Annotated in this window: 21 protein-coding genes; 7 read left to right on the forward strand and 14 right to left on the reverse strand. The window is 68.7% G+C overall.

All coding sequences use genetic code 11. The annotated features are described in order from the left end of the window. Window positions 1-267: 267 nt before the first annotated feature. Window positions 268-1839, reverse strand: coding sequence for a PucR family transcriptional regulator (locus tag ACZ7OI_RS39925; protein WP_470269318.1), 1572 nt, complete (start codon window positions 1837-1839; stop codon window positions 268-270). Between the two features lie 92 nt (window positions 1840-1931). On the opposite strand from ACZ7OI_RS39925, the gene ACZ7OI_RS39930 reads away from it, so the two are divergent. The 3 genes from ACZ7OI_RS39930 to ACZ7OI_RS39940 are packed head-to-tail and all read left to right on the forward strand — an operon-like array spanning window position 1932 to window position 5025. Next, complete coding sequence (locus ACZ7OI_RS39930) at window positions 1932-2786, forward strand: hypothetical protein (protein ID WP_470269320.1); 855 nt, start codon at window positions 1932-1934, stop codon at window positions 2784-2786. Then, window positions 2783-3892, forward strand: a complete 1110-nt coding sequence (menC, locus tag ACZ7OI_RS39935) for an o-succinylbenzoate synthase (protein ID WP_470269321.1) — start codon at window positions 2783-2785, stop codon at window positions 3890-3892. The genes ACZ7OI_RS39930 and menC overlap by 4 nt, the downstream gene beginning before the upstream one ends. A 23-nt stretch (window positions 3893-3915) precedes the next feature. Further along, window positions 3916-5025 carry a serine hydrolase domain-containing protein gene (locus tag ACZ7OI_RS39940; RefSeq protein WP_470269322.1) on the forward strand — a complete coding sequence of 370 codons (1110 nt, stop codon included), beginning with the start codon at window positions 3916-3918 and terminating at the stop codon, window positions 5023-5025. 58 nt (window positions 5026-5083) lie between these two features. Here the strand turns inward: ACZ7OI_RS39940 and ACZ7OI_RS39945 are convergent, their stop codons facing one another. From ACZ7OI_RS39945 to ACZ7OI_RS39955, 3 genes are read right to left on the reverse strand one after another with little or no spacing between them, the layout of a single operon-like run. Next, window positions 5084-5989 carry a phosphotransferase gene (locus ACZ7OI_RS39945; protein ID WP_470269323.1) on the reverse strand — a complete coding sequence of 302 codons (906 nt, stop codon included), beginning with the start codon at window positions 5987-5989 and terminating at the stop codon, window positions 5084-5086. Beyond that, window positions 5990-6475 (reverse strand): hypothetical protein, encoded by a 486-nt coding sequence (locus tag ACZ7OI_RS39950; RefSeq protein ID WP_470269324.1) that lies wholly within the window; start codon window positions 6473-6475, stop codon window positions 5990-5992. Next, window positions 6472-7506: a DNA polymerase III subunit beta family protein gene (locus ACZ7OI_RS39955; RefSeq protein ID WP_470269325.1), complete on the reverse strand. Its 1035-nt coding sequence runs from the start codon at window positions 7504-7506 to the stop codon at window positions 6472-6474. Before ACZ7OI_RS39955 ends, ACZ7OI_RS39950 begins: the two co-directional genes overlap by 4 nt. 87 nt (window positions 7507-7593) lie before the next feature. On the opposite strand from ACZ7OI_RS39955, the gene ACZ7OI_RS39960 reads away from it, so the two are divergent. After that, entirely contained in the window at window positions 7594-7734 is a 141-nt protein-coding gene (locus ACZ7OI_RS39960; RefSeq protein ID WP_470269326.1) for a hypothetical protein, read from the forward strand. Window positions 7735-7961: 227 nt separating this feature from the next. Here the strand turns inward: ACZ7OI_RS39960 and ACZ7OI_RS39965 are convergent, their stop codons facing one another. From ACZ7OI_RS39965 to ACZ7OI_RS39975, 3 genes are read right to left on the reverse strand one after another with little or no spacing between them, the layout of a single operon-like run. Further along, window positions 7962-8876 (reverse strand): DUF4111 domain-containing protein, encoded by a 915-nt coding sequence (locus tag ACZ7OI_RS39965; RefSeq protein ID WP_470269327.1) that lies wholly within the window; start codon window positions 8874-8876, stop codon window positions 7962-7964. A gap of 18 nt (window positions 8877-8894) precedes the next feature. Continuing rightward, window positions 8895-9503, reverse strand: a complete 609-nt coding sequence (locus ACZ7OI_RS39970) for a CatB-related O-acetyltransferase (RefSeq protein ID WP_470269328.1) — start codon at window positions 9501-9503, stop codon at window positions 8895-8897. 55 nt (window positions 9504-9558) lie between these two features. Continuing rightward, complete coding sequence (locus tag ACZ7OI_RS39975) at window positions 9559-10188, reverse strand: DUF5701 family protein (protein ID WP_470269329.1); 630 nt, start codon at window positions 10186-10188, stop codon at window positions 9559-9561. A gap of 96 nt (window positions 10189-10284) precedes the next feature. Here ACZ7OI_RS39975 and ACZ7OI_RS39980 point away from each other — a divergent pair, with 96 nt between their 5' ends. Together ACZ7OI_RS39980 and ACZ7OI_RS39985 are read left to right on the forward strand one after the other, a co-directional pair. After that, window positions 10285-10911, forward strand: coding sequence for a TetR/AcrR family transcriptional regulator (locus ACZ7OI_RS39980; protein WP_470269330.1), 627 nt, complete (start codon window positions 10285-10287; stop codon window positions 10909-10911). 91 nt (window positions 10912-11002) lie between these two features. Next, the gene (locus tag ACZ7OI_RS39985) at window positions 11003-12607 is read left to right on the forward strand and encodes an MFS transporter (protein ID WP_470269331.1); all 1605 of its coding nucleotides are present in this window, start codon (window positions 11003-11005) and stop codon (window positions 12605-12607) included. Window positions 12608-12727: 120 nt separating this feature from the next. Here ACZ7OI_RS39985 and ACZ7OI_RS39990 read toward each other — a convergent pair whose 3' ends face one another. Together ACZ7OI_RS39990 and ACZ7OI_RS39995 are read right to left on the reverse strand one after the other, a co-directional pair. Next, complete coding sequence (locus ACZ7OI_RS39990) at window positions 12728-13573, reverse strand: SAM-dependent methyltransferase (RefSeq protein WP_470269332.1); 846 nt, start codon at window positions 13571-13573, stop codon at window positions 12728-12730. A gap of 84 nt (window positions 13574-13657) precedes the next feature. Then, on the reverse strand, window positions 13658-14803 hold the full coding sequence (locus ACZ7OI_RS39995; RefSeq protein ID WP_470269333.1) for a pyridoxal phosphate-dependent aminotransferase: 1146 nt from the start codon (window positions 14801-14803) through the stop codon (window positions 13658-13660). Window positions 14804-14911: 108 nt separating this feature from the next. Between ACZ7OI_RS39995 and ACZ7OI_RS40000 the strand changes: the two genes are divergently transcribed. Beyond that, window positions 14912-15670 carry a GntR family transcriptional regulator gene (locus tag ACZ7OI_RS40000; protein WP_470269334.1) on the forward strand — a complete coding sequence of 253 codons (759 nt, stop codon included), beginning with the start codon at window positions 14912-14914 and terminating at the stop codon, window positions 15668-15670. A 45-nt stretch (window positions 15671-15715) separates the two neighbouring features. On the opposite strand, the gene ACZ7OI_RS40005 is transcribed toward ACZ7OI_RS40000, so the two are convergent. The 5 genes from ACZ7OI_RS40005 to ACZ7OI_RS40025 all read right to left on the reverse strand — a co-directional run bounded on the left by ACZ7OI_RS40005 (window position 15716) and on the right by ACZ7OI_RS40025 (window position 21112). Further along, on the reverse strand, window positions 15716-17203 hold the full coding sequence (locus tag ACZ7OI_RS40005; RefSeq protein WP_470269335.1) for a CoA-acylating methylmalonate-semialdehyde dehydrogenase: 1488 nt from the start codon (window positions 17201-17203) through the stop codon (window positions 15716-15718). An 81-nt stretch (window positions 17204-17284) separates the two neighbouring features. Further along, entirely contained in the window at window positions 17285-18079 is a 795-nt protein-coding gene (locus ACZ7OI_RS40010) for an SDR family NAD(P)-dependent oxidoreductase (protein WP_470269336.1), read from the reverse strand. Beyond that, complete coding sequence (locus ACZ7OI_RS40015; RefSeq protein ID WP_470269337.1) at window positions 18076-19239, reverse strand: glycine C-acetyltransferase; 1164 nt, start codon at window positions 19237-19239, stop codon at window positions 18076-18078. Before ACZ7OI_RS40015 ends, ACZ7OI_RS40010 begins: the two co-directional genes overlap by 4 nt. Continuing rightward, window positions 19236-19787 (reverse strand): cysteine hydrolase family protein, encoded by a 552-nt coding sequence (locus ACZ7OI_RS40020; RefSeq protein WP_470269338.1) that lies wholly within the window; start codon window positions 19785-19787, stop codon window positions 19236-19238. Before ACZ7OI_RS40020 ends, ACZ7OI_RS40015 begins: the two co-directional genes overlap by 4 nt. Beyond that, entirely contained in the window at window positions 19784-21112 is a 1329-nt protein-coding gene (locus ACZ7OI_RS40025) for an MFS transporter (protein ID WP_470269339.1), read from the reverse strand. Before ACZ7OI_RS40025 ends, ACZ7OI_RS40020 begins: the two co-directional genes overlap by 4 nt. Window positions 21113-21147: the final 35 nt, after the last annotated feature.

The following is a 21147-nucleotide window of genomic DNA, read 5'->3' on the forward strand; positions in this document are numbered from 1 at the left end:
CGAGCGTGGTGCGCCCGGACAGTTTCAGCGTCGGGCCTGACCGGTCTGCCTCCGACCTGAGCTGTTTGCCAGGGCGGTGGTGAGGTTTGCCGGTGAGCTGATCCTCGATCCTGAGCGAGCGCGGTAACTCCGGGCAGTATCAGCGCCGGGCCCGCCGACCTGCCTCCCACCTGAACCGTTCGCCAGTACCGCAGCCAGGTTTGCCATCCGAACCACTCCCCAGAACCGAGCCAAGCCCGTCCATCCAAACCGGACTCACCCCCGGCCCTACCACCCGAGCTGATCCCCCAATCGCAACCGCAGCCACAGCACCAGCCGCTCGTCCGGATCCGCCAGATCGAACCCGAAGATCTCCTCCGCCCGCGAAAGCCGGTACCGGATAGTGTTCGGATGCACCGACAACCGCGCCGACGCCGCGGCGATGTCGCCATTAGTGTCGAGATAGGCCAGGATCGTCGGCGCGTAAGTGGTCCCGTGCTCGACGTCGTGCGCCCGCACGGCCGGCCCCAACCGCCGCGGCAAAGACTCGTCCCCGGCCAGGATCTGCGCCAGCACCGACAGCGTCGCCCCGGCCCAGACCTCCTCGATCGCCGCCACCTGGCACTCCTCCGGAGAGGTGCGTTGTTCCGCCAGAGTCCGCAGGACCAGGTCGGCGTCGGCCCGGGAGGACGCGATCGACCGGAGCCCGGGGACTGTCGCCCCGAGCCCGGCTTGCACCGGCATCCGCAGCGCACCGTGCGCTCGCCGGGCGATGTCGGCGACCAGTTCGCGGTGGGGTCCCTTGGGCAGCAGCGCGTAAACCGTCCCGTCGATCAACGCGCAACCGTGCCGTCCGTAGTGCGCCTCGCAATGCAGGCTCACCAAATCGGCCAGCCGCGTCGCCGCGTGAGCAGCCAGTACGTCTTCGGGATCGGAGACGGTGAACGCGGCCACCGCCACCGGCGCGTCCGGGTCCAAGCCGAGTTGCGGGGAGACGGCGGTGACGCTGCTCGGGTCGGCCAACAGGCGTTGCAGCAGGTCAGCGCGCCGTCGGCGGACAACGTCGACCGCCGTGCGCGCGGCCAGCAGGTGCAGTGCGGCGATCTCGGCGGCGTTGAACAGCGCCTGCTCGGCCGTCTCGTCGAGGCTGTCTTCGGCGTCGACCACCCAGATCGACCCGAGCATCTCGCTGCCCGCCCGCACCGCGACGCCGAGCCGGGGCAGCCCGTCGGGCAGCGACGGGAACCGGCAGGTCTGGCGCACCCGCGCGAGTTCGCGGTACTGGTCGTCGTAGAAGACCGGCACCTCCGGCACCTGCAGTCCGAGGATGCCCTGGCGGCGGCCGTCGTCGATGGGCTGGCCGGGCAGCGTCGAGTACGCCAGGATCCGCCGGTTGGGATCTTCGATGGTCGTCGCTCCGCCGACCATTCCGGCGATGGCGTTGGCCAGCGCGAACAGATCGCCGGCCGCCGGCGCGCCGGGCGTGCGGACGGCGGGTGCGAGCGCCGAGGAGATCATTGCCTCGAGGTGGTGCCAGGGCACGGCTTCGTCGGCGGCAAGCAACACCACCCCGGCGTCCCGCGCGGCGTCGGAAAGCTCGGTGAGGGGTTCGCCGAAGCTCTTCACCACCAGCGCTGAATATCCCACGGCCGAGTTGATGAGATCTTTCGCTTCGGCCGGATCGGCCCCGACCGCGAGCAGGATGGTGTCCTGCCCTGGCGGTGCGACGCCGCGCCGCTCGTGGATGAGCACGCCGGACACCGGCACCGGCCGGTCCGGCGGCGGGGTGACCGGCTGCAGCAGCGAAGCGCCGAGCGCGTCGAGGACCTGCGCGAGATCGGGCGTCTCCGGATCGAGCATCGTCACCTCTTTAGCCAGACGCACAAAACATCCGCGGAATCTCTGGACCGGCACTGCACGCACCCGGACGATCCGGCCGCGAGGCTGTCAGCATGCACGTTCCACCAGGCGCACCCGCGACCGTACTCCCTCCGGCCCCGGACGCGGCCGTCTCGACCGCCTCGCGCGCCGCGAACCGGGCCGACGTCCGGATCCTGCTGGCCGACGACGTCCGGACGCTCGAAGCGGTGTCGCGGTTTCTCGCCAAGGTGTGGCAGACGCCGGAATCCCACCCACCGTTCGGCGCGGACGCACTGCGCGCCGTCGTCCACGCGGGCGGCGCGGTGCATTACACGGCTGATGACGAGGGCATCCAGGCGGCGTCGGCGCTGATTTTCTGTCCGCCCGTGACGCGCGCGGTCTATTCGCTGATCGCCGCCGCGCGTGCGAGCGACCGCGGAGTGGGCTTCGCGCTCAAACAGGCTCAGCGGGTGTGGGCGCTCGACCAGGGCGCGGAAACAATGGTCTGGACCTTCGACCCGCTGGTGAGCCGCAACGCGCATTTCAACCTGGCGAAGCTCGGCGCGCACGGGACCGAGTACACAGTGGACTTCTACGGCCAGATCGACGACGGCGTCAACGGCGCGGACGAAACCGACCGATGCACTGCGGTGTGGCCGCTGCGGGAGCCGAATCCCGCCCGGCTTTCCGGTCCGGACCTGACGACCGCGGAGATCGACCCGCGCCGCGCGCCCGACGGCGAGCCGTTCCTGGTCCGCGACGGCTCCGGGTATTGGTGCCGGGTCCCGGCCGACATCGTGGGCCTGCGGCGCCTGGACGCGCGGCTGGGCGCGGAGTGGCGCTACGCGATCCGCGACGTTTTCGTCCCGTTGTTCGCCGAGGGCTATACGGGGACTGGGTTCAGCCGGTCCGGCTGGTATCGCCTGACCGGAGGGGAGCGAGCGTGAAACTCGAACGGATCGACCTGATCGAGGTCAGCCTCCCGCTCGTCCGTCCATTTCGGACTTCCTGCTCGGTGGACACCGAACGCAACACCCTCCTGCTGCACGTGGTGACCGATGTCAGCGAGGGCTGGGCGGAATTCGGCGGCGACCCGGAACCGGTGTACAGCCCGGAGTTCGCCGTCGGAGCCGAACGGATCCTGCGCGACCATCTCGTCCCGCGCGTCACCGCCTTGCCGCACTTGACCGCCGCCCGGGTCGCGGGCGCGATGGCTCCGGTCAAGGGCAATCCGCTGGCGAAGGCGCTGCTCGAAACCGCGATCCTCGACGCCGAATGCCGCGCCTACGCGATGCCGTTGTCGACTTACCTCGGTGGTGTGCGCGATCGCATCCCGGCCGGAGTGTCCGTCGGAATCACTGACACAGTAACGGAATTGATCGACACTGTCGCTGGATATCTGGCCGAGGGCTACGTCCGGATCAAACTGAAGATCGAACCCGGCTGGGACCTCGAACCCGTGCGAGCGGTCCGCACCGAGTTCGGTCCCGACCTGGTATTGCAGGCCGACGCGAACACCGCCTATTCCCTCTCCGATGCCGAGCATCTGCGCCGGTTGGACGAATTCGGCCTGGTCCAGCTCGAACAGCCGCTCGCCGCGGACGACCTCGGCGGGCACGTCGAACTCGCGAAACTCCTGCGCACCCCGCTCTGCCTGGACGAATCGATCTGCTCCGCCCGCGACGCCGCGTTCGCGATCCGCTTGGGAGCGTGCCGGATCATCAACGTCAAACCCAGTCGCGTCGGCGGATATCTCGAAGCGCGGCGAATCCACGACGTGTGTGCCGCGCACGGAATCCCGGTGTGGTGCGGCGGAATGCTCGAAACCGGCATCGGCCGCGCGCAGAACCTCGCCCTCGCCGCGCTGCCCGGTTTCGTACTGCCCAATGATATCTCAGCGTCGAGCCGATATTACGCCACCGACCTCACCGCACCGTTCGAACTCGAAGACGGTTGTCTGTCCATTCCAGACGGTCCGGGTGGCGGCGTCGCCGTGGACCCGGCCGCGCTGCACCGGCACACCGTCGCTTCGCAAACGCTCTTCGCAGTCTGAAGATTCCAGCAGAAGGAGACGACATGCGAGCTTGGACTAGTGCCGCCGCAGCGGTGGCGGTGACCGCGGCATTGGTGGTCGCGCCGACGACCACAGCCTCCGCGGCCGCGTGTTCCGCCAAACCCATCCAAACCGCGCTCGACGGACTGAAAAAGGTCGGTCTCCCCGGAATCGTGCTGACCGTGCAAAGCCCGGACTGCGGCCTGTGGAAAGGAGGCGTCGGAAAAGCCGACACCGAGACCGGGCGCACGATCACCGGCGACGAACACTCCAGAATCGGCAGTGACACCAAAACCTGGACCGCGGTAGTCGTCCTGCAATTGGTCGCCGAGGGCAAAATCAGCCTGGACGAAACGGTCGACCACTACCTGCCCGGCCTGATCCGCACCGCCCGGTACGACGGTCGCAAGATCACCGTCCGGCAGCTGCTGCAGCAGACGAGCGGCCTGCCGGACTACCTGGACTCGCCGTTCTGGAAGGACGACCAGGCGCACCGCTGGGAACACTTCGACCCGATCCAGACCGTCAAACAGGCCCTTTCTCTTGCTCCGCCTGACCGCGCCCCGTCCGGTTTCGCGTACTCCAACACGAATTACAACCTGGCAGGCATGGTGGTCACGAAGGTGACCGGCCGCAGCATCGGCACGGAACTCACCGAACGGATCATCAAGCCGCTCTGCCTGCACGAAACCTACTGGCCCGGCGACGAAACCACGATCGACGAACCGGACCTGCGGTCGTACACCGACGGCGTCGACACCACGGAATGGAACGTCTCCGAAGCGGATGCCTCCGGAGAATTGATCTCCACTGGGGCGGACACGACGAAATTCTGGACCTCGCTGCTGGGCGGAAAACTCCTGCCCGCCTCCTTGCTGACGGAAATGAAAAAGACCGTCCTCGACGACGGCGGGGAGGGATACGGCCTAGGCCTGCAGCGGTATGAACTGACCCCGAACTTCCCGACCTGGGGTCACAGCGGCGGCATGGCCAGCGGCCACGACTTCCGCAACGCGGTGACCGAGGACGGAGAACGCTCGGTGACAGTGTTCATCGACACGGCGGACTATTCGAAGGCCCAGTCGAACCGGATAGACGCGATCGTGGGCGCGCTGATCCGCGACATCCGGTAACACCTCCGGGCGGTTGCGGCGTCCCCCAGCGCGGCAACCGCCCGGATCCCCACCGTGCTCAGGCGTTCGCGAGACGAAGGCGCTCAGCAGCCTGCTCCCGAAGCGCGGCACCGCAAATCGGCGGATCTCCGTGCAGCGCTTCCCATCGGGCGTTGTACGCGGCCGGCCACAAGCTCGCCGCCCACGCGACTTCTAGTTCGGCCGCGGAAAATCTGCGGCCTCGGAAGTCCTGATAGGACTCCAGGAACGCCGCGGAGCTCTCGATTGGTGCCAGCGTCGGCGGGATAGTGCTCGGGAACATCCCGCTCGCCGCTCCCGCGAGCGCCGCTTCCGGCTGCCATGCCAGGCTGTCCCAATCATGTACTGTCCAGCCTTCGTTGATATCCCAGCGGAGGTTCTGCGCTTCGAAATCGCCGTGGCCGAGGACGTTCGGCTCGTCGGCCGCGAGCAGTCGGCGTCGGGCTCGGTCGGCGGTTTTGGTTACCTCCTCGGGGACACGGCGTTGGTCTCGTTCGTCCAGGAAGTCGATCGCTGGCCACAAACCAGGGTCGGCGTGATCCCAGCGCAGCCAGCGTGGGTTCGGCAGCGGTGGCTTCACCGAGATCCCGTCGAGGGCAGCCAGCAGGCGGGCGAATACCTCGGCATAACGCGTGGCAACGTCCGGCGAGTCCCCGGGAACGACGTCTCCGCCCGGGCGGTATTCCTCGGCGTGCACGGCTAGGGAACCGACCATGACGGCCGGCGTCAGCGGTCGTGCGCAGGGAAAGCCTCGCTCAGCCAGCTGCGTTTGCGCCGCGACGCACGCGATGGCGCGGCCGTCGTCCGGGCGGGCTTTGACCACGGCCTTCCGGCCGTCCTCGAGGCGCAGACCGTGCACCGTCGAGACTTGTCGCGCCTTGAACAGTACGTCGACCGGTGCGGTGCCGAGGTGCGTGAGGCACCAATCCGACAGCCATTGTTCCAACTATTCGACTCCTGGTGCCGTCGTGCGTCGTTCGGTGGACCGGCGTTCGATGGCCTCCGCGACACCGTCGATCGCCCGTCGGATGATCGCACCGTACTCGTCGTCCGCGAGAGCGTCCTGCGGTTTTCGCGCTGCTGCGATCTGCTCGGCTGCCGCGGAGAACGACCCGAGGCGGCGGAAATTGTCGGCCAAGTTCAGGTGCAGTGACGGATAGAAGCCCGCGATCCGGAGCCCGTCGTCGTGGGCTTGCACCTGCTCGTCGGTCACCGCCGCCGCGGCGTCGAGGGCTCTGATATCCCAGACCAGTGCCTCTGCCGGGTCAACGAACAGATCTGCCTGGTAGTGCGCCAGAACGCAGCGGTAGAACGGATCACCGGCCGGTCCGATCTCGTCCCACAGGTCTTGCAGACGCGACCGCGCGGCGTCCGTCGCGCCAGTGCGGCCCTGCGTCACCGCGGCGGTGATCTCGGCCATCGTGTCTGTCATCCGGCAGTTCCTTTCACTGGCATGGCAAGGGTGGTCAGGTCGCCGTCGTCGGCTGAGCGCACGACGACCGGCAGGTGCGGGGCCGCGACGTCCAGCATTACGTCCGGGCCGACGGCGGTGCTGATCGCGGGATGCAGCGTGCTCACGGCGAAGGCGAGCGAGATCGGCGGTCCCGTGACGTCTGCGGGGATGGCTTCGGTTCCCACCGTGACCTCCCCGGCGGAGAGAGTCACCTGGACCTGCGGGGTGTATTGGCGTTCCAGACATCCCACAAGCGCGTTTCGAGATATCACCGCCCGCGTACGGACTTCTGGCAGCGAAGCGAGCATCAGCCGGTAGTCAGGGAATTCGTCGGCGACAGTGCGGCAGGTTCGTACCGTCGTATCGTCGCCGTGGAAGTGGACCTCGTCGTCGCGCACGCTCAGCCGCAGTTCGTGCTGACGGCGCGTCCACGGCATCGCGAGCCGCAGGTCGTCGGCGTCGATGGTCGCGGTCCAACTGGACGCACTCGGCTCGGCCGGGACCAGCGTGCGGGTCGAGAGTCGGTACCGGTCGGTGGCAGTGAGCACGATCGCCTCCGGGGAGACTTCGAGGTGCACGCCGTTGAGCACCGGCAGGTCCTGCGACGTCGCGGTCAGCACCTGCTCGACGGCAGCGGTGAACACCGGCCCGGTGAGCCGGACCGACTGCACGGGAGCCGTCGAGCCCAGCGCCGCTTTCACCGCAGCCGCTGTTTCTCGAGCCTGCCGCACCTGAGATACCAACCCGGCGACGTGGTCGTCGATGATCCGGGCCGCTTCGGCCGGCTCCGCGGCGAGGACCGCGGCGACCCGCTCCAGCGGCAGGCCGATCTCCCGCAACCGCCGGACGAGCAGCGCGGCCGAGACCTGGCCGGGGGAGTAGTAGCGGTAGCCGGATTCCTCGTCGACCCGGATCGGCCGCACGAGGCCGGAATCGGCGTAGAAGCGCAGCGCGCTGGCAGTCAGGCCGCAGCGGCGGGCGAACGCACCAATGGTGAGCAGGTCGGACACCGGCCCATCATCGGGCTTCAAGCAGCTTGAAGGTCAACCCCGGTGCACTTGACCACGGGATTTCCCCGATCGTGCTAGTGCGGACAGATGAGCGACCCGATCGAGGAGGCGGCGCTGTCCGGCGGGACGGCGGCCGAGATCGCACTGTCGGTCGAGGGTGCCAGCTCCGCCGGACGGCTGGCGCGCGGCTGCCCGCCGGGCGCGAACTCGCCGTGCGGCTCGCGGTGAGCCCGGCGACCGTCAACGCCGCCTACCGGACTCTGCGCAACCGCGGCCTCGTCGCATCCGCCGGCCGCGCTGGGACGCGCGTGCTCGAACGAACCGCGCCGATGAACCGCGCACTCGGCCCCCCGGTCGGTCCGGGCGTGCGCGACCTCGCCGACGGCAACCCCGATCCCGCGCTGCTCCCGCGCGTTGCAGCCCGCGCTCGCCAAGCCGTCCGGAAGGCAGCGGCTTCACGGCGAATCCGGCAACCTGCCCCGGCTGCTGGACTGGTTCCGCCTCGATTTCGAACGCGACGGCCTCGCCGCCGAACACTTCGCGAGCGCGTCGTCGATCGTGGCGTCCAGGAATGCGAGCGTGTCGCGTCGTCGCGCTAGAGGATTCCGGTAACTGCGACGGCCTTCCGCGCCTTCGGTGCGCAGGCTCAAGCTCTCCGCGACGACGCGCTGCCATCGCGAGTCGAATTCCCTTGCGGCGTAACGCCCCGCGCCGCATTTGGACGTCATCTCTCCGGTGGCCAGCAGATGGTGCAGACGGCTTACCCCGAGCACCGCCCATACCGGGAACCACTGGCTCATTCCGATCGCGAGCGACAACGCGCTCGTGCGTCGGTTCTTCTCCCACCACGGCCGCCAATAACGGCTCAGGTTGTCGACAGTGAACGCGCGCAGGGCATCCTGGTCCGCCCAAACGTCCACATCGGACGGTTCCGGCCCGCGCAGCGCGATCCCGCGACTGGCGAGTTCGCAGAACATCACCGGGTTGACGCCGTCGCGGCCCGCCGCGGTGAACCGGCTTTCCTGTGCGCACGGAACGTCCGGGCAGGCGTCCGGTCCGGCGGCGAGGTCGGCCCAGGTCAGTACGGAGCCGTCGAAATGCGGCTTCGGGAACTGGGCGACCGTCGTGGCATGCGCCTGTTCCAGTGCTGATATCTCACTTGGCGCTATGCGTCGATCAGTGACCGCGACGAAATCGATGTCGCTGGCCGTGCTCAGCCGCCCGCGTCCGGCGCCGCGAGCGTGGAAGTCGCCGAAGCAGACCGAGCCGACCAGGTAAAAACCGGTCACCAGCCCTGGTGCGGCTCGGTCCACTGTAGACAGAAACAGTGCGGCGCTTCGGCGGACTTCCTCTGGTATCTCAAGTGGCACGCCTGCCACGTTACCGAGTCACGAAAGTTCGGCCGCGGCCTTCGCCAGTTCGTCGACGCTGCCGGACATGACCGTGCGGACGTGTTTGGTGAGATGGTCCAACGGCCAGTCCCACCACGCGATCGCCAGCAGTCGCTCGACGTCCTCGTCGCTGTACCGCCGCCGGATCAGCTTGGCCGGATTGCCGCCGACGATGCCGTAGTCCGGCACGTCGTCCACCACGACGGCGCCGGACGCGACGACCGCGCCGTGCCCGATGCGGACGCCCGGCATGACCATCGCGCCGTAGCCGAGCCAGACGTCGTTGCCCAGCACCGTGTCGCCGCGGCCGGGCAGGCCGGTGATGACGTCGAAATGCTCGGCCCAGTCGCCGCCCATGATCGGGAACGGGAACGTCGACGGCCCGTCCATCCGGTGGTTCGCGCCGTTCATGATGAACCGCACGCCCTCGCCGAGCGCGCAGTACTTGCCGATCACGAGCTTCTCCGGCCCGTAGTGGTACAGCACGTTGCGGGTCTCGAAGGCGGTCGGATCGTCCGGGTCGTCGTAGTAGGAGAACTCGCCGACGTCGATCAGCGGCGAAGTGACCAGGGGCTTCAGCAGCACCACCCGCGGCTGTTCGGGCATCGGGTGCAGGACGGTCGGATCAGGGAAAATGGGAACTCTCCTCGGGGTCGATGGCTCAGCGGCGGGCGGCGGCGGACCCGAAGCCCAGCCAGGTGTGCCGGTTGTTCCACCAGCACCAGCCGACCTTGGGAGCGTTGCGCCGTTCGCTGCCGTCGCGGCCGGTGCCGTTGCTGATCCACAGCGCCGGCGTGCGGGAATCGAACTTGCCGTTCTCCTTGCGCAGCCGGGAGCCGATGGTCATGAAGCAATGATTGCGCTCGAGCGCCGACGGCTGGTGCAGCACCCACTGGATCCCCTCGGTGAGCAGCAGCGGACTGCGTCCGGCCTTGGTGATCGCGGGCAGGGCCTCCTCCGGGCTCCAGTTCCCCATCTCGTCGCCGCGGTCGATGCCGGTGACCAGGTACAGCGGCGCGTCGGGCAGGTCGACGTCGCGCGGCGCGAACTGGTCGACGTCCGCCATGTCGGTGACGACGAATCCGGCTTTGCCCTCGCGGCGGAGCAGCGGCGAGAGCGCCGACGCGGGTGCCCGATCCGGGTGGATCGCCAGCAGTGCGCCGTCGGAATCGCTGTGGTCTGCCGCGAAAGCACGCAGGTCATCGGCGGAAAGCTGCGCGATTTCGGGCACCCCCAGCGAGATCAGGCGGTCTGCCTGGTCCGCGAGCGACGGGAGAGCGGCAATCGACAAGTGGTTCTCCTTCGGGCTATGTTTACGTCGGTAGTAAAAGTATGCCGAGGCGCTGGTCGGGTGTCAAGGTAAAATTACGTCGGAGGTAAGTTTTCGATGGAGCCAGGCCTTCGGGAAGTCAAGAAGCAGGAGACGCGCCAGCTGATCTCCGACCACGCGACGCGGCTTTTCCTGGAGCAGGGCTTCGAGGAGACGACGATCGCCCAGGTCGCGGCGGCCGCGCGGGTCGCGAAGAAGACGGTGACCAACTACTTCGCCCGCAAGGAAGACCTGGTCCTGGACCACCAGGAGGAGTTCGTCGCGACCCTGGCGGCCGCGGTGTCGTCGCGGGAACCAGGGGAATCCGCGCTCGCGGCGCTGCGGCGGGCGTTCGAAGCCGCAGTGGCCGCGAAGGACCCGGTGATCGGGTTCGCGGGGCTGGAGTTCAGCCGGATGATCGCCGAGAGCCCGACGTTGTCCGCGTGCCTGCGGGGCCTGCACCAACGGCGGGAGCGGGCCTTGGCCGACGCACTGGCGGAGGCGGCGGGCAGCGACCTGTCGGACATCACCGTCCGGACTGCGGCCGCGGTGCTGGGGGCGGTGCACCACAGCCTGTTCGAGCGGATCGAGGAGCTGACCCTGGCCGGACGTCCGGACGACGAGATCGCGGAGACGGTTGCGAAGGAGGGGCGGAGGGCGTTCGACCTGCTGGAACCTGCGCTCGGGAAGTACGCGGTGGCCTGATCCGGCAGGAGAGAAGCAACTGCGGGGACGGCCTCGTCGGATAGGTCGTCCAGCCTGCTCGAGAAACCCGCCCGAAGAAGTTTCCCCCGGGATGTCGATCCGCCCGCACCCCGATCGTCGCGTCAGTGAGACCACCGACGAGACGACTTCAGGGGAGAGAGAAATGAGTGCAGGACGACGCGAGTGGCTGGGCCTGGCGGTGCTGGCCCTGCCGACCGTGCTGTTGTCGCTGGACATGAGCGTGCTGCACCTCGCGGTTCCGCACCTCGCCGCGGATCTGCGGCCGTCGGCGACGCAATTGCTGTGGATTATCGACATCTACGGCTTCATGATCGCCGGATTCCTCGTCACGATGGGCACCCTCGGCGACCGGATCGGCAGGCGGAAGCTGCTGATGATCGGCGGCGGCGCGTTCGGGCTCGCGTCGGTCGCGGCGGCGTTCGCGACCAGTCCGGAAATGCTGATCGCCGCGCGGGCGGTGCTCGGGATCGCCGGGGCGACGCTCATGCCGTCGACGCTCGCGTTGATCAGCAACATGTTCCAGAACCCCAAACAGCGCGGCACCGCGATCGCGGTGTGGATGAGCTGTTTCATGGGCGGGATGGTGGTCGGCCCGGTCGCCGGCGGGTTCCTGCTTGAGCATTTCCGCTGGGGTTCGGTGTTCCTGATGGGCGTGCCGGTCATGGTCCTGCTGCTCGCGACCGCGCCGAAGCTGCTGCCGGAATACCGCGACACCTCGGCCGGACGGCTCGACCTCGCCAGCGTCGGCCTGTCGCTCGCCGCGATCCTGCCGGTCATCTACGCGCTCAAGGAAATCGCCAAGAATGGCTTGTCCCTGACCGAAATCGTCGTGCTCGCCGCAGGTCTCGCGGTTGGCGTGGTGTTCGTCCGGCGGCAGCAGCGGCTGGAGCACCCGCTGCTCGACCTGCGGCTGTTCCGGGTGCGCGCGTTCAGTGCGGCGGTGGCGATCATGTTCGTCGGCGCGGTCACCATGGGCGGGGTTTTCCTGTTGGTCAGCCAGTATCTGCAAATGGTCGCCGGGCTGAGCACCGTCGACGCCGGGCTGCTGCTGGTTCCGCAGGCGCTCGCGGTGGTCGTCGGGTCGCTGATCGCGCCTCGGCTGGCGCGCCGGTTCCGTCCGGAATTCGTGCTGGGCTTCGGAATGCTGGTCGCGGCGGGCGGAATCCTGTTGTTCACGTTGGCCAGCGGCTCGGGCGGCGTGACCTTCGTGGTGCTGGGCATGTCGATCGCGAGCTTCGGGATGGGGCCGCAGGGCGTGCTGTGCACCGAAATGGTGGTCGGTTCGGTCCCGCCGCAGCGGGCCGGCGCGGCTTCGGCGATGTCGGAGACCAGCGCGGAATTCGGGATCGCCATGGGGATCGCGGTGTTCGGCAGCGTCGCGACGGCGGTGTACCGGAGCCAGATCTCGATCCCGGCGCACGTGCCCGCCGCGACGGCCGCTCAGGCGACCGACAGCATGGCCGGTGCGATACAGGCGTCGGCGACGCTGCCCGGCGCGACGGGAGAGCAGTTGCTGGCCACGGCGCGGGATGCGTTCACTTCGGGGCTGCACACGGTGGCCGGGATCGGCGCGGCGATCGTGGTGGTGTTCGCGGTGGTCGGGATGGTCGCGCTGCGGCGTTCCACGGCATCGGTGCCGGTCGCGGAGCCGGAGCCGGTGCCGGTCGAATCGTGACGCCCCTGCGGCAGACCTGTTGTGCGGTAAGGGTTTCCGCGACACACGACAACGGGCCGGTGCTCCGGCCGAGCCAGAAGCTCGGCGGGAACACCGGCCCGCGGCAAACCTGGTGCGCCGTCAGGGTTTCCGGGCGACCCCGACGGCCACGATCCGCTGCGCCACTGTCGGCTCGCCCAGCAGCGGGCCGTCCGGCCACCATTCGACCACCGGCACGATTTCCGCCGGCTTGTTCGGTCCGCTCGGGATCAGCTCCATGTCGTGGAACAGTTCCTTGATCTCCTCGCGGGTGCGGGACGAGACGTCTTTCATCGAGCCGTTGTGGACGGACTCGACGATGCCCTGCACCGCCTCGTCGTCCTCGGAACCGTCGTGGGCGTCGAGCAGGTGCGAGATCGCCACGTACGAACCGGACGGGAGCCGGTCGATGAATTCCTTCGTCACCTTCGCCGGCACCTCGCGGTCGCCGGTCTGGTGGTGCAGGGCGAGCAGGAACAGCACCGCGATCGGCTGGTCCCAGTCGAGGTGCTCGTTGACCGTCGGGTGGTCGAGAATGCTCGGCGGGTCGAAGAAATCCGCCTGGATGTATTCGGTGAACTCGTTTTCGTCGAGCAGCGCCCGCCCGTGGCTGGCCACCACCGGGTCGTAGTCGACGTAGACGACCTTCGTCTGCGGGTCGGCCCGCTGCACGATCTGGTGCACGTTTTCCGCGGTCGGCATGCCGGACCCGCAGTCGATGAATTGGCGGACGCCCGCGTGATAGGCGAGGAAGCGGCAGATCCGGGTCATCAGATGCCGGTTGACCCGCGCGGTCTCCGCGATGTCCGGCATCACCCGGGCGGCTTCCCTGGCTACCTGCCGGTCGACCTCGTAATTGTCTTTCCCGCCCAGGAGATAGTCGTAAACGCGGGCCGCGCTCGACTGGTTCGGGTTGACCCCCGGCGGTGCGTTGACAGCGTCGGCCACGACGCGTACCTCCCGCGTGTTGACACGGTGATAGATGCCGTACTGAGAGTAGCGGACTTCTCCGACGCTGTGAAACCGGTTCAGTTACGACTTCCCGAGGGCTTGTTTCAGCGCGCTGACCAGCTCCTTCAGCACTGGTTCCGACGCGCCGAAAGTGAGCCGCACATGGGTTTCCGGGGCGTGCAGATCGGCGCCTCGGATCGACGGGACGCCGTTGCGCAGCAAGGCGCGGTCGATGTCTTCCGGAGTGTCGCCGAGGAGGCCGCAGTCGGCGAGCAGGAACGCGCCGCCGCCGGGGCGCACCGGGGCGGGGAGGCCGCTGGCCGCGATGCCGTCGCACACGAGGTCGCGTTTCCGCTGGTACATCGCTAGCTCCCGGTCGAGCCACTCGCGCGGCCCGGTGAGGGCGGCGACCGCGGCGTGCTGCGGAATCGCGCCGCAGCACACGGCTTCCCATTGCAGGCGGCGTTCCATCGCGTCGACGAGTTCCGGCGGGGCCAGCACGTAGCCGAGCCGCCAGGTCGCGAGCGCGTAGTACTTGCTGAGGCTGGTGACGGTGACCAGGTGCGGCCATTCCCCGGAGAGTCGCTCGATCGGATGGTGTTCAAGCCGGTCGAAAGCGAAATGCCGCCACGAATCGTCCGAGATAACGAGAAGGCCGTGGCGGGCGGCGAGGCCGACCACCGCGGCGACGGTTTCGGCATTGGGGAGGTAGCCGGTGGGATTGACCGGATTGCACAACAGGACGGCACGGCTGCGGGAGGTGACCGCGGCGGCGATGCCGTCGAGATCGAAGGCCCAGTCCTCTAGGGACGGGACGTACGCGGGCACCGCGCCGGATTCGCGGATCGCGCCGTCGAAGAAGTACGAGGGGGTCGGCACGATCACCTCGTCGCCGGGTGCGAGAACGGTGCGCAGCACAAGGGAAAGCCCGTGCTGCGCGCCGTGCGTCACCAGCAACCGGCGCTCGGGGTCGACGTCCGGGCCGAGTTCCGCGGCGATGGCCGACCGGAGTTCGGGAAGCCCCCGGCTGTCGCGCGGGTCGGGTTTGTCCATCGCCTGGCGGACCGCCTCGCGCACGTGCTCGGGCATCGGCAGGACCGGGGCGCCCACGAGCGGGAGCATCGGGACGCCGGTGCGGCGGGCCCGGTCGCGGGCGCTCATCGCGCCCAGTGCCGGGACGTCGCCGGAAGCGGGGAGAACCCAGGAGGTCGAACTGCTTGGCGGCATGAAAACAGCCTCGCACACTGAGATATCAGTAGCAAGAGTAGATATCTCTGGGGGTCTCCAGTGAGACGCTTCTGCCATACCAACCGCCGGTACTGGTATTCTGTGCGGGTGTCCGACATCCACGACGTCCTCGCCGGAACGCCGCACATTCCCGCATTGCTGCTGGTCGGCAAGGATGAATCCGGCCTCGACCGGACCAGCCAGGCCTACCGGGCGATCCGGCGCCAGATCATCGATCTGACGCTGCGGCCCGGCAGCAGTTTCACCGAGACGTCGCTCGCGCAGCAGTGGCAGATCAGCAAAACGCCGGTGCGCGAGGCGCTGGCCCGGCTGCGGCGCGACGGACTGGTCAGCGCGCTTCCGCGGGCGGGCTACCTCGTCAGCTCGATCACGTTGCAGGACACTGACGATCTGTGCGGCCTGCGGTCGCTGCTGGCCGCCGAGGCGGCTGCCGAAGCGGCGCGGAACGGCATCTCGGGAGCGGCGCTCGAACGGCTCGAAATACTGTCGAAGATCGCGTCCGCTTACGTGGCGGGCGAGACGGAACTCGACGACTGGCTGCCGGTCGGGATCGAGTTCGAGGCCATCATGGCCCACTTCAGCGGCAACAACCGGCTCGTCAAATCGCTCGTCGACGTGCTCGACGAACTGGAGCGGGTGCTGCGGCTGGTGCTGATGATCGCTCCGGACGTCGCGAGCCCGCCGGGCGAGCTGCAGGCGATTTTCCAGAGCCTGCGCGACCGGGACGAGCAGGGAGCACGCGCCTCGATGCAGGCTCGCTGCGAGCGCGTGCGCCGCGACGTGCTTCAGGTGCTGACCAAGAGCACGTCTGTCAGCCGGGCGAACATCGAAATCCCGCTGAGCTGACCGGTCGCGGCCCGGGGAGAGCGATTTCCCCGGGCCGCGACGCGGTCAGATCGCGGTCGGGAAGTGCAGGCTCGCCTCCTCCGCCGACTCCGGCCAGCGGCTGGTCACGGCCTTGGCCCGGGTATAGAAGGCGACGCCTTCGGGGCCGTGCATATGGTGCGCGCCGAACAGCGACTGCTTCCAGCCGCCGAACGAGTAGAACGCCATCGGCACCGGGATCGGGACGTTCACCCCGATCATCCCGACCTGCACCGACCGCTGGAACTGCCGTGCCGCCCGGCCGCTGCCGGTGAAAATCGCGGTGCCGTTGGCCCACTCGCTCGCGTTGATCAGGTCGATCGCCTCGGTCAGCGAATCGACGTGCACGACCACGAGCACCGGTCCGAAGATCTCATCGCGGTACACCGTCATTTCGGGCGTCACGCCGTCGAAAAGCGTTGGCCCCACGAAGAATCCGCCTCCGTCGACGGCGAGGTCCCGTCCGTCGATCACGAGTTCGGCACCCTCGGCGACACCGGCGTCGAGGTAGCCCCGGACGCGTTCGAGCGCTTCCGGCGACACGACCGGTCCCATCTCGGATCCTGGCGTCAGGCCCGGGCCGACCTTGATCGCGCGGGCCTTTTCGCCGATCAGTTTGACCAGCGGCTCGGCTACGTCACCGACCGCGACCGCGACGGAAATCGCCATACAGCGCTGGCCCGCCGATCCGTACGCGGCGGAAACCAGGTGCTCGGCGGCGTTTTCGAGATCGGCGTCGGGCAGGACGACAGCGTGGTTCTTCGCACCGCCGAGCGCCTGCACGCGCTTGCCGTTCACGGTCGCGCGTTCGTGGACGTATCGCGCGATCGGCGTCGAGCCGACGAACGACACCGCGGCGATGTCCGGATGGTCCAGCAACGCGTCGACCGCGACTTTGTCGCCGTGCACGACGTTGAAAACCCCGTCCGGCAACCCGGCTTCGGCGTAGAGTTCGGCGACGAAGTTCGCCGCGGAAGGGTCGCGTTCGGACGGTTTGAGCACGAACGTGTTGCCGGTCGCGACGGCGATCGGGTGCATCCACATCGGTACCATGGCGGGGAAATTGAACGGCGTGATGCCCGCGCACACGCCGAGCGGCTGCCGGAACGAGAACAGGTCGACGCCGGTGGAGACCTGGTCGGAATACTCTCCCTTGAGCAATTGCGGGATCCCGCAGGCGAAATCGATCACCTCCAGGCCGCGGACGAGTTCGCCCTTCGCGTCCTCGAAGACCTTGCCGTGCTCGGCGGACACGATCCGCGCCAGGTCGTCGAGGTGCTTCTCGACCAGATTGCGGAACGCGAACATGAGCCGCGACCGGCGCATGACCGAGGTGTCGGCCCAGTCCGGAAGCGCGAGGCGGGCGGCCCGCACCGCGGCGTCGACGTCGGCGGGTTCGGCGAGCAGGACGTCGGCTTGACGCTCGCCGGTCGCGGGGTTCCACACCGGTGCGGTCCGGGTCGAATGACCGGTGGTTTCCCGGCCGCCGATGCGGTGTCGGATGATGGGGTGCACGAGAGAACTCGCCTTCTGGTAAGGGTTTTGGGCAGCACTGGGCTCAAGTGCTGCGGCGTGGCAAGGGTTTTCGGGAGAAGATCAGACGATGAGGTCGCCGCCGTTGATGTCGATCGCGGCGCCGGTGATGTAGGCCGCCCGGTCGGACGCGAGGAACGCGACGAGTTCCGCGACCTCCCAGGGCAGTCCGGCGCGCGGCACCGGGAAAGACCGGGTGGCTTCGTCGAGCGCCGCGGCGGGAAGCAGGCCGCGGGCCATCGGCGTGTCGATCAGGCCCGGGCAGACGGCGTTGACCGTGATCCCGTCCGGCCCGCAGGTCTTGGCGAGGTGCCGGGTGAGGCCGAGGACGCCGTGCTTGGCCGTCGTGTAGTGCGCGCCGCCCGCGGTGCTGATCGTTTTGCCGGCGGTGGACGAGAAGTTGACGATGCGGCCCCAGCCGGTGGCGCGCATCGCGGGCAGCGCGCGTTGGCAGCACAGGAAAGTCCCGTGCACGCTGACCGCGAGGACGCGATTCCACTCGGCTTCGGTGATATCTTCAAACGCGGTCGGTGGTGCGATACAGGCCGCGTTGACCAGGATGTCGAGCCGGGTCTGGCCGGCCAGCACCGCGTCGAACGCGCGGCCGACCCGATCGCCGTCCGTGACGTCCACCGCGAGCGACCGGATCCGCTCCGCCGGAACCGAAAGCGTTGCCGCCAGCTCCTCGGCGTCTCGCGCGGCGGGGTCGAACACCACGACGGTCGCTCCCCGGCGGGCCAGGGCGTGCACGGTCGCCAGGCCCATGCCGCTCGCGCCGCCGGTCACGATCGCGACCCGGCCGGCCAGTTCGCGGCTGTCGGCGCTGGTCGGAGCGCGGAGGTTTTCGACGGTGCTCATGCGGCCGCCACCAGGGCGCGCACCCGGCCGAAAGCGGCGACTGCCTGTTCGAGGTGCTCCGGTGTGTGCGCCGCCGAGACCTGTACGCGGATCCGCTCTTCACCGGCCGGGACGACCGGGTGCGAGAGTGCGAAGACGAGGATGCCTTCGCGACGCAGGGCCGCTGCAATATCAACGGCGAGCGTTGCGCCTCGCAGCATCACCGGGACGATCGGGTGTTCGCCGGGCAGCACCTCGTACCCGAGATCCTGCAATGCGCCGCGGAGCCAGGAAGTGCTGGCGGCCAAGCGTTCCCGCAGTTGCGGACGGTCGGCGGCGATCCGGATCGCGGTCAGTGCGGCCGCCGCCAGCGGAGGTGCCATCGCGTTGGTGAAGATGTACGGACGCGAAACCTGACGAAGGGTTTCGGCGACCGCGCGCGACCCGGCGACGAAGCCTCCGGCCGCGCCGCCGAGCGCCTTGCCGAGCGTCCCGGTCACGAGGTCGACGTCGCCGGCCAGCCCGAAGTGCTCGGCGGTACCGCCACCGAGCACGCCGGTCGCATGCGAGTCGTCGACCAGCAGCGCCGCGTCGTAACGCCGCGCCAGTTCGGCGAGCTGGGGGAGCGCGGCGAGGTCGCCGTCCATGCTGAACACGCCGTCGGTCACGATCAGCCGGTGCCGTGCGTCCGCGCTCTCGTTGAGATATCGCTCAAGCTCGTTGAGATCTGAGTGCGCGTAGACGCGCCGCTGGGCTTGCGACAGCCGGATGCCGTCGATCAGGCTGGCGTGGTTGAGCTCGTCGCTGAAGATCACGTCGTCCGGGCCGAGCAGGGCGGCGAAGACGCCGAGGTTCGCGTCGAAGCACGAGCCGTACAGCACGGCGTCCTCGGTGCCGACCAGTTCGGCGATGGCGGTCTCGAGTGCACTGTGGACACTCCGGGTACCGCAGAGCACGCGGCCGGCGGCTACGCCGAGTCCTTGGTCGCGCATCGCTTCTTGGGCCGCGGCAAGGACTTCCGGAGAACCGGCGAGACCGAGGTAGTCGTTGGAGGCGAGGTTGACCAGCGTCTCGCCGTCCACGCGCAGCGTCGGTCCCTGCGCACCGGAGACCACGAGATCGCGCCGCAGCCGGCGTTCGCCGAGTTCGGTGCGGAGCCGGTCTTGCAACGCCGCGTTCACGCGGTGCCTCCGCTCCACTCGGCGCAGGACACGACTTCGAATCCCCGGCTGGGGAAGACCTTGTCCAGCAAGAAGTCGTTGACGGTTTGGTCGCCGTCGGCGCATCCGTCGCGCAGCACCGTCACCTGGTAACCGCGATCCGCCGCGTCGTAGCACGTCGCGGTGACCATCGCGCTGGTCGCCACGCCGGCGACCGCGATCTCGCGGACACCCCGGGCGCGGAGCACGAGGTCGAGGTCCGTGCCCGCGAACGCGCTGGCCCGGCGCTTCAGGACGACGACGTCCTCTTCGGCGACCGGCAGCGTCAATTCGGTGCCCGGCGAACCCTCGTGGAAAGCGTCTCCGGCGTCGAAGAACGAACGGTACAGCTCGCTGTCGGGCAGGTCGGTTCCGTTGTCCCGCATGGCGAAGTGCACGAAGACGACGAGCACCCCCGCTTCCCGGGCCCGCGGCAGCAGCGCGGTGAGCGGAGGGACGACTTGGCGAGCGAACGGGTAGCCGTCCGTGATGCCCCGCTGGAGGTCGCCGACGATCAGCGCAGTGGTCATGAAAGGTCCCCGTCCAGTCGTTCCATCCGCCGTCCCGTGGTGAGCAGGGCGGCCAGTCCTGCCGTCATGATGATCGCGATCGCCAGCAGCGCATAGGTGAAACTGCCGGTCGCCGACGCGACCGCGCCGGTGAAGTACGGGCCGATGAACCCGCTGAGGTTGCTGACCGAGTTGATCAGCGCGATCCCGGACGCGGCGGCCGCGCCGGTCAGCCCGATCGCCGGGATCCGCCAGAACTGCGGCATCGCGGTGAGAATCCCGGAGACGCTCAGGCACACCGCGATCACGAATAACGTGCCGCTGCTGGTGATCGTCGCGAGCAGCAGGCCGACAATACCGAGCGCCATTGGTATGGCAGTGGCGGTGACTGCAGTACGCCGGGCCGCGAACCGCGCCCACGCCAGCAGCGCCAGCAAGGCCACCGCGTACGGGATCGCGGACAACAGGACGCTGCTGACGTCTCCGGCGCCGCCGATGCTGTGCGTGATCGACCGGAGCATCGTCGGCAGGAAGAACTGGAGCGGGTAGAGCCCGAATGCGATGGCGAACCACGTCACGGCCATGACCCAGACTCGGCGGCTGGTCAGCGCCTCGCGCAGCCCGGAAAGCGCGCCGTGGGCCCGGTGTTCTTCGGCCTCCGCCGCCAGCGTCGCCTCGATCGCGGCCTTCTCCTCGTCGTCGAGCCAGCGCGCGGTGGCCGGGCGGTCGGGAAGGAAGACGAAGACCAATACGCTGACCACGACCGTCAGCAGGCCCTCGACCAGGAACAACGCCCGCCAGCCCGCGATGCCGAACAGCTGCTGGCCCCATTCGAGCAGTGCGGCGGCCAGCGGCGAGCCGATGATCGAGGCCACCGGTGTCATCAGGAAGAACGCCGACAACGCCCAGGACCGCTGGCGGCGCGGGAACCACAGCGTCAGGTAGAGCAGGATCCCGGCGGCGAGCCCGGCCTCGGCGAACCCGAGCAAAAGCCGGGCCAGATAAAGCGTCGCGGCCGAATTCACCGCGGAGGTGGCCGCGGTGACCAGGCCCCAGGTGATCATGATGCGCGCGATCCACTTCCGCGCGCCGAACCGCCGCAGCGCCAGGTTGCTCGGCACCTCGACGAGGATGTAGCCGATGAAGAACAGCCCGGCGGCGAGCCCGATCTGGCCGGTGCTCAGGTGCAGGTCGCGCGACATCGGGGCGGCGAGGTAGCCGACGTTGGCCCGGTCGATGTAGCTGGCCACGTAGGCGAGACCGACCAGCGGGATGATCCGGATGCCCGCTTTCCGCCAGGTGCGCGGGGCGACAGCGCTCCGGCCGGCGGCGACATGGGAACTCATGGCGAAGTCCGATCTGTCGGGGAATGGGAGTGGTG

It is taken from the genome of Amycolatopsis sp. NPDC114503 (genome assembly GCF_055633655.1).

Excerpts from the sequence above, each read along its gene's own strand:
- ACZ7OI_RS39925 (WP_470269318.1), bottom strand. The coding sequence starts at position 1,839 with ATGCTCGATCCGGAGACGCCCGATCTCGCGCAGGTCCTCGACGCGCTC.
- ACZ7OI_RS39930 (WP_470269320.1), top strand. The coding sequence starts at position 1,932 with ATGCACGTTCCACCAGGCGCACCCGCGACCGTACTCCCTCCGGCCCCG.
- ACZ7OI_RS39940 (WP_470269322.1), top strand. The coding sequence starts at position 3,916 with ATGCGAGCTTGGACTAGTGCCGCCGCAGCGGTGGCGGTGACCGCGGCA.
- ACZ7OI_RS39950 (WP_470269324.1), bottom strand. The coding sequence starts at position 6,475 with ATGACAGACACGATGGCCGAGATCACCGCCGCGGTGACGCAGGGCCGC.
- ACZ7OI_RS39960 (WP_470269326.1), top strand. The coding sequence starts at position 7,594 with ATGAGCGACCCGATCGAGGAGGCGGCGCTGTCCGGCGGGACGGCGGCC.
- ACZ7OI_RS39970 (WP_470269328.1), bottom strand. The coding sequence starts at position 9,503 with ATGCCCGAACAGCCGCGGGTGGTGCTGCTGAAGCCCCTGGTCACTTCG.
- ACZ7OI_RS39980 (WP_470269330.1), top strand. The coding sequence starts at position 10,285 with ATGGAGCCAGGCCTTCGGGAAGTCAAGAAGCAGGAGACGCGCCAGCTG.
- ACZ7OI_RS39985 (WP_470269331.1), top strand. The coding sequence starts at position 11,003 with ATGTCGATCCGCCCGCACCCCGATCGTCGCGTCAGTGAGACCACCGAC.
- ACZ7OI_RS39995 (WP_470269333.1), bottom strand. The coding sequence starts at position 14,803 with ATGCCGCCAAGCAGTTCGACCTCCTGGGTTCTCCCCGCTTCCGGCGAC.
- ACZ7OI_RS40010 (WP_470269336.1), bottom strand. The coding sequence starts at position 18,079 with ATGAGCACCGTCGAAAACCTCCGCGCTCCGACCAGCGCCGACAGCCGC.
- ACZ7OI_RS40020 (WP_470269338.1), bottom strand. The coding sequence starts at position 19,787 with ATGACCACTGCGCTGATCGTCGGCGACCTCCAGCGGGGCATCACGGAC.
- ACZ7OI_RS40025 (WP_470269339.1), bottom strand. The coding sequence starts at position 21,112 with ATGAGTTCCCATGTCGCCGCCGGCCGGAGCGCTGTCGCCCCGCGCACC.